A 1,590-nucleotide genomic window follows, 5' to 3' on the forward strand; every position below is an offset into this window, starting at 1 on the left:
CAGCTCGCCGAGGTGTCCGAGCGGCACCACGGCCTGTCGCGGCGCCAGGCGTTCGCCCGCGCGGTCGAGAAGCTGACCGCGGTGCGCGTCCCGGCCGCGGCGCGGCGGGCGCGGCAGTACCCGCACGAGTTCTCCGGCGGGATGCGGCAGCGCGCGATGATCGGCATGGGCCTGATGGGCGAGCCGAAGCTCGTCATCGCCGACGAGCCGACCACCGCGCTCGACGTCACCGTGCAGCGGCAGGTGCTGCGCCTGCTCGCCCGCACGCGCGAGACCGAGGGCGCGGCGATCCTGCTCATCAGCCACGACATCGCCGTCGTTTCCCAGACGTGCGACCGGATGCTGGTGATGTACGCCGGGCGCGTGGTGGAGGACCTGCCGACCGGCGGCGAGGCCCGGCACCCGTACACGCGGGCATTGCTGGCCACGACGGTGGACCTCGGCACCGACCGCGACGAGCCCCTCGAAGTGATCCCCGGCCGCCCGCCTGCCCCGGACCAGGTGCCGCCCGGCTGCGCGTTCGCCGACCGCTGCCCGCTGGCGTCGGAGCGCTGCCGGACCGAGGACCCCGTGCTCGAACCGGCCGGGGCCGGGCACCGGGTGGCCTGCTGGCACCCGCCGGTCGGCGTCCTTTCCGGACAGTCCCATGAGGAGGGTGCCGCGTGAGTGCCTTGGAGTTCGAGGACGTGAGCGTCCGGTACGGCAGGCTGACCGCGGTCGACGGCGTCAGCCTGACCGTCCCTTCCGGACAGGTCGTCGGCCTGGTCGGCGAGTCCGGCTCGGGCAAGTCGACCCTGGCCAGGGCGGCGGCCGGGCTCGCGCCGGTCAGCGCGGGCCGGGTCCGGCTCGACGGCACCGACGTGCGGAAGCTGCCCCGGCGCCGTCCGCTGCAGATGGTGTTCCAGGACCCGTATTCGTCGCTGGACCCGCGGATGGCGATCGGCGAGTCGATCGCCGAGGCGATGCCGCGCGGTCCCGGGCGGAAGGCCGAGGTGGCCCGGCTGCTCGAACTGGTGCACCTGGACCCCGATCGGGCGGGGATGCTGCCCGGTCAGCTGTCCGGCGGGCAGCGGCAGCGCGTCGCCCTCGCCCGGGCGCTGGCCGGGCAGCCGAAAGTCCTGATTGCCGACGAGATCACCTCCGCGCTCGACGTCTCGGTGCAGGGCGCCGTGCTCAACCTCGTCCGGGACGTGCAGCGGCGGCTGAACCTGTCGATGCTGTTCATCTCCCACAACCTCGCCGTGGTGCGGTACGTCAGCGACGTCGTCGCCGTGATGTACCTCGGCCGGATCGTCGAAGCCGGGCCCGCCGGGCAGGTGCTCACCGACCCGCGGCACCCGTACACCAAGGAACTGCTGGCCGCCGCGCCGTCCACGCACGGCAACCTGCTCGCCGGGGACGACCTCCTCGCCGACATCGAACCCGCCGACCCGCACCACCCGCCGTCCGGCTGCCGCTACCACCCGCGCTGCCCGATCGGCCCGCTCGTGCACGCCGACCGCACCGTCTGCGCCCGCACCGACCCGGCCGCGGGCACCGAGCACCGGCCGCACCGGGCGGCCTGCCACTTCGCCGCGTGAACCCGTTTCC

2 protein-coding genes are annotated in these 1,590 nt (G+C 74.6%); both read left to right on the forward strand.

The genetic code is table 11. The features are described 5' to 3' along the window. Window positions 1-666: ABC transporter ATP-binding protein (locus G3I65_RS39910; protein ID WP_160700679.1), on the forward strand; the 666-nt coding region annotated here is incomplete at its 5' end. After that, window positions 663-1,580, forward strand: coding sequence for an ABC transporter ATP-binding protein (locus tag G3I65_RS39915; protein ID WP_160700680.1), 918 nt, complete (start codon window positions 663-665; stop codon window positions 1,578-1,580). The genes G3I65_RS39910 and G3I65_RS39915, both read left to right, overlap by 4 nt. Window positions 1,581-1,590 lie beyond the last annotated feature (10 nt).

The organism is Amycolatopsis sp. SID8362 (genome assembly GCF_010550475.1).
GTDB lineage: Bacteria > Actinomycetota > Actinomycetes > Mycobacteriales > Pseudonocardiaceae > Amycolatopsis > Amycolatopsis eburnea.